This is a genomic window from Streptomyces sp. NPDC002536, from assembly GCF_053594995.1.
Genome location: NZ_JBSFWU010000225.1, coordinates 1 through 3,507 on the forward strand (window position 1 = coordinate 1; position 3,507 = coordinate 3,507).

6 protein-coding genes are annotated in these 3,507 nt (G+C 72.6%); 4 read left to right on the plus strand and 2 right to left on the minus strand.

From position 1 onward, the window contains the following. Window positions 1–126 precede the first annotated feature (126 nt). Genes ACWD4B_RS35505 through ACWD4B_RS35515 form a run of 3 tightly spaced genes read left to right on the plus strand, consistent with a single transcriptional unit; the run spans window position 127 to window position 1,831 of the window. The gene (locus ACWD4B_RS35505; protein ID WP_451424636.1) at window positions 127–837 is read left to right on the plus strand and encodes a 4'-phosphopantetheinyl transferase family protein; all 711 of its coding nucleotides are present in this window, start codon (window positions 127–129) and stop codon (window positions 835–837) included. A 3-nt stretch (window positions 838–840) separates the two neighbouring features. Continuing rightward, on the plus strand, window positions 841–1,062 hold the full coding sequence (locus ACWD4B_RS35510; protein ID WP_336413961.1) for a DUF1049 domain-containing protein: 222 nt from the start codon (window positions 841–843) through the stop codon (window positions 1,060–1,062). 13 nt (window positions 1,063–1,075) lie between these two features. After that, on the plus strand, window positions 1,076–1,831 hold the full coding sequence (locus tag ACWD4B_RS35515; protein ID WP_336413962.1) for an SDR family oxidoreductase: 756 nt from the start codon (window positions 1,076–1,078) through the stop codon (window positions 1,829–1,831). Here the strand turns inward: ACWD4B_RS35515 and ACWD4B_RS35520 are convergent. Further along, window positions 1,825–2,082, minus strand: coding sequence for a hypothetical protein (locus ACWD4B_RS35520; RefSeq protein ID WP_451424637.1), 258 nt, complete (start codon window positions 2,080–2,082; stop codon window positions 1,825–1,827). The genes ACWD4B_RS35515 and ACWD4B_RS35520 overlap by 7 nt on opposite strands. Window positions 2,083–2,170: 88 nt before the next feature. Further along, window positions 2,171–2,821 (minus strand): MerR family transcriptional regulator, encoded by a 651-nt coding sequence (locus ACWD4B_RS35525; RefSeq protein ID WP_451424638.1) that lies wholly within the window; start codon window positions 2,819–2,821, stop codon window positions 2,171–2,173. Between the two features lie 81 nt (window positions 2,822–2,902). Between ACWD4B_RS35525 and ACWD4B_RS35530 the strand changes: the two genes are divergently transcribed. Further along, window positions 2,903–3,385, plus strand: a complete 483-nt coding sequence (locus ACWD4B_RS35530; protein WP_451424639.1) for a DUF4188 domain-containing protein — start codon at window positions 2,903–2,905, stop codon at window positions 3,383–3,385. Window positions 3,386–3,507: the final 122 nt, after the last annotated feature.

Here is a 3,507-nt window from a genome sequence, read left to right on the forward strand (position 1 = left end):
AGGGCGGCTTCACCCGCGACTTCACGAAGGCGGACGCCCCCGTCTCCTTCATCTACGACGCCTCGCAGAACTACCAGGCCGCCGGCATCCCCCTGACGGGGCGCGGCCCCCGGTAGGGTGATCCACATGGTGATACGGCCCCGCATCCTGGGCAACGATCCGTTGCCGCAACCGTGGACCCGCGGCGGCCGGCCGCACGTCTGGCTCCTCCGCATCGCCGAGCACGGCGCGCCCTCCGCGGAGGAGTACAACGCGATCCTCGACCCCGAAGAGCGCGACCGCGCAAAGGCCTTCATCCACGACGTGCACCGCACCCGCTACGCCGCCTCCCACCTCGCCCTCCGCCGCCTCCTGGGCGCATACCTGGGCGAGGCCCCCGCGGCAGTGCGGCTCACCCGTGAGCCGTGCCCCGGCTGCGGCGGCCCCCACGGCCGCCCGGCCGTGGCAGGGGCACCCCTGCACTTCAACCTCTCCCACGCCGGCGACCTCGCCCTCCTCGCCTTCGCCGACACCCCGGTCGGCGCCGACGTCGAGGTCGAGCAGCCTCTGTCCGTCGTGACAGAGGTGACCCGCATGCTCCACCCCCGCGAGATCGCGGAACTCGACGCCCTCCCGGCCTCCGCCCGCCCGCCGGCCTTCGCCCGCTGCTGGACCCGCAAGGAGGCCTATCTCAAGGGGACGGGCACGGGTCTCTCCGAGAGCCCGGCCGTCACCTACGTCGGTTCCGGCGAGGTCCCGGCCTCGCCGCCCCGCTGGGTGCTCACGGACGTCGACGCAGGTCAGGGCCATGCGGCGGCCATCGCGGTGGCGTCACCCGGGGGACGCTGCGATCGTTGAGGCATGAGCCTGGCAAGTCGCGTCCGTGACGCGCTGACGCCCTCCAGGGTCGTGGTGCTGGCCGTCCTGGTCCTGCTGCTCGTCTTCGTGCTGGAGAACACCCAGCGCCTCACGATCCGGCTGATCGTGCCCGAGGTGACCGCGCCGCTGTGGCTGACGCTGGTCGCGATGCTGGTGATCGGCTGGGTGCTGGGGCGCTTCGTGCACGTACGGCGGCGTCCCTAGGTGGTGAAGGGTGATGGCGCTCCTGGAGAAGAAGGTCGCCCTCATCTACGGCGCGGGCGGTCCCGTCGGCGGTGCGGTGGCCCGTGCCTTCGCCCGTGAGGGGGCGAAGGTGTTCCTGTCGGGCCGGTCCTTCGAGTCGCTGGACGCGGTGGCCGAGAGGATCCGCGCGGCGGGCGGCACGGCCGAGACGGACCGGGTCGACGCCCTGGACGAACAGGCGGTGGATCTCTACGTCGACGCGGTGGCCGAGAGGGCGGGGCGGATCGACATCTCGTTCAACCTGATCTCGTACGGCGACGTCCAGGCGCCGTTGATGGAGATCTCGGCCGAGGACTTCCTGCGGCCGGTCGTCACCGCCACCCGCACGCACTTCCTCACCACCCGCGCCGCGGCCCGCCACATGATCCCGCGAGGCTCGGGCGTGATCCTGGCCTTCGGCGGCTCGGGTCCGCACACGCTGCCGGAGCTCGGCGGTTTCAAGATCGCGCTGGATGCGCTCGAAGGCCAGCGCCGCCAGTGGTCGAGCGAGCTGGGGCGGCACGGCATCCGGTTCGTCACGCTCAAGACGGGCGGGGTCCCGGAGACCATTCCGGAGGGCTTCCCCGGCCGCACGGAGATGATCGCCGGCCTGGAGCGGGCGAGCCTGCTCACGTGGACGGCGAACCTGGCGGACGTCGGCCACGTGGCGGCCTTCGTCGCCTCCGACCGGGCCCGCACGATGACGGCGGCCACGGTGAACATCTCGTGCGGGGCGATCATGGACTACTGAGCGGCCGCCTCGTCGCAGGTGCCGCAGACCCGGTCGGCGTACTCCGGCGGGTACCACGGCTCACCGGGATGCTCCGAGGGCCGCCACGAGGCCGCCCGCATCGCGAAGGTGTCCTTGCCGCAGAACGTCCGCGGACCGGGGAGCCCCGGGTCCCCCGGAGTACTCGGCGCCGCGTGCACCTGGTGCACCTCGTGCACCGGGACCCGGGCCCCGGCGGGCTGGTCGAGCTCGTACACGACGAAGATCTCCATGTGCCGACGGTAGTCCAGGCCGGCCGGCGGCGCCGCGCGCAGGACCGGCCCTGTCACCTTCGCTCCGATATCTGTGCCGACTGAACTTTCAGCCAGCCTGGTACCCCCCGAACCGCCGGGCCGATTCCTGGACGTGGGCCAGCCTGCGCAGGCTGAGCAGCAGCGGTTCGTAGAGGACGGTCAGTGCGACGGCCGCTTCGATCTGTCCGGCTGCCGTGGGCTGTTCCTCCACCACGTCCAGGTCCGCGACGGCGAGTTCGGCGGCGAGGCGGCCGTAGGGCAGCAGGTGCGCGGTGTCGCAGGGGTAGCCGAGGCGGACGAGTGCGGCGACGGAGGCGACGAGTGTGGCGAGGGCGGGGGAGGGCTCGTCGTGCATGACGTGCCAGCCCAGCTGTTCCAGGAGCGCGTCCACCGAGCGGCGTGCGGTTCTGGCCGCCTCGTCGTCCTCGGCGGGCCCCGGGTCGTGCGGCAGCAGTGCCCGGGTGGCCGCGCCGAGCCGCAGGTGGTGGTTCAGCGACGTGTCCTCCGCGGCGGCGATCACCTCCCGCGCGACGGCCACCGGCACCCTGCCGATCTGGATCAGCGCCCGCACCAGACGCAGTCGGCGCAGGTGCTCCTCGCCGTACTCGGCCTGGGTGGCGGTGACCCGGCGGCCGGGAGGGAGCAGCCCTTCTCGCAGGTAGTACTTGATCGTGGCGGTGGACACCCCGCTGCGCTCGCTCAGTTCGGCCAGTCGCATCCTCTTGCAGCCTCCTTCGGATACTGGCACTATCCAAGCATGGATAGCGACGCTATCCGATGAGGGGACGGGGAGAACGGCATGGGTACGGCACCGATAGCGGAACGGGTCACGACGGCGGCCGAGGGGGAGGTGGTGGTCTTCCTCATCGGGATGCGTGTCAACCGGTGGCGGGCGGTGCGCCATTGGCTGCCCACCCTCATGTCCATGCCGCGCATGCTCAAGGAGCTTGCGCGCGAGGAGGGCAGCGGGCTGCTGGGACACCAGGCGTACACGTCCGGGCCGCGCACCTACACGACCGTCCAGTACTGGGAGTCGCGCGAGAAGCTGCTCGCCTACGCCTCGGCCCCGGACCGGCAACACCGCCCCGCCTGGGCGGCGTTCAACCGCCGTGCGCGCAGCGCTGCCGGGAGCGTCGGCATCTGGCACGAGACGTACATCGTGCCGGCGGGCTCGTACGAGGCGATCTACCACGGCATGCCGGCGACCGGGCTCGGCGCGGCGTACGGGGTCGAGCCGGTCGGGCGACGTGGCGAACGGGCCGCGGAGCGGCTCGCGGGCTGACCGGGGCCGGCACCGAGGCGCCCCGCAAGGGGCGCGGGGCGAAGCCCCGGGACGTCGACTGCGGGCGCGTCGTGGCTGATCGCGCAGTTCCCCGCGCCCCGTACGGGGCGCTGCGCTCGGCC

Excerpts from the sequence above, each read along its gene's own strand:
- ACWD4B_RS35525 (WP_451424638.1), bottom strand. The coding sequence starts at position 2,821 with ATGCGACTGGCCGAACTGAGCGAGCGCAGCGGGGTGTCCACCGCCACG.
- ACWD4B_RS35515 (WP_336413962.1), top strand. The coding sequence starts at position 1,076 with ATGGCGCTCCTGGAGAAGAAGGTCGCCCTCATCTACGGCGCGGGCGGT.
- ACWD4B_RS35530 (WP_451424639.1), top strand. The coding sequence starts at position 2,903 with ATGGGTACGGCACCGATAGCGGAACGGGTCACGACGGCGGCCGAGGGG.
- ACWD4B_RS35505 (WP_451424636.1), top strand. The coding sequence starts at position 127 with ATGGTGATACGGCCCCGCATCCTGGGCAACGATCCGTTGCCGCAACCG.
- ACWD4B_RS35510 (WP_336413961.1), top strand. The coding sequence starts at position 841 with ATGAGCCTGGCAAGTCGCGTCCGTGACGCGCTGACGCCCTCCAGGGTC.
- ACWD4B_RS35520 (WP_451424637.1), bottom strand. The coding sequence starts at position 2,082 with ATGGAGATCTTCGTCGTGTACGAGCTCGACCAGCCCGCCGGGGCCCGG.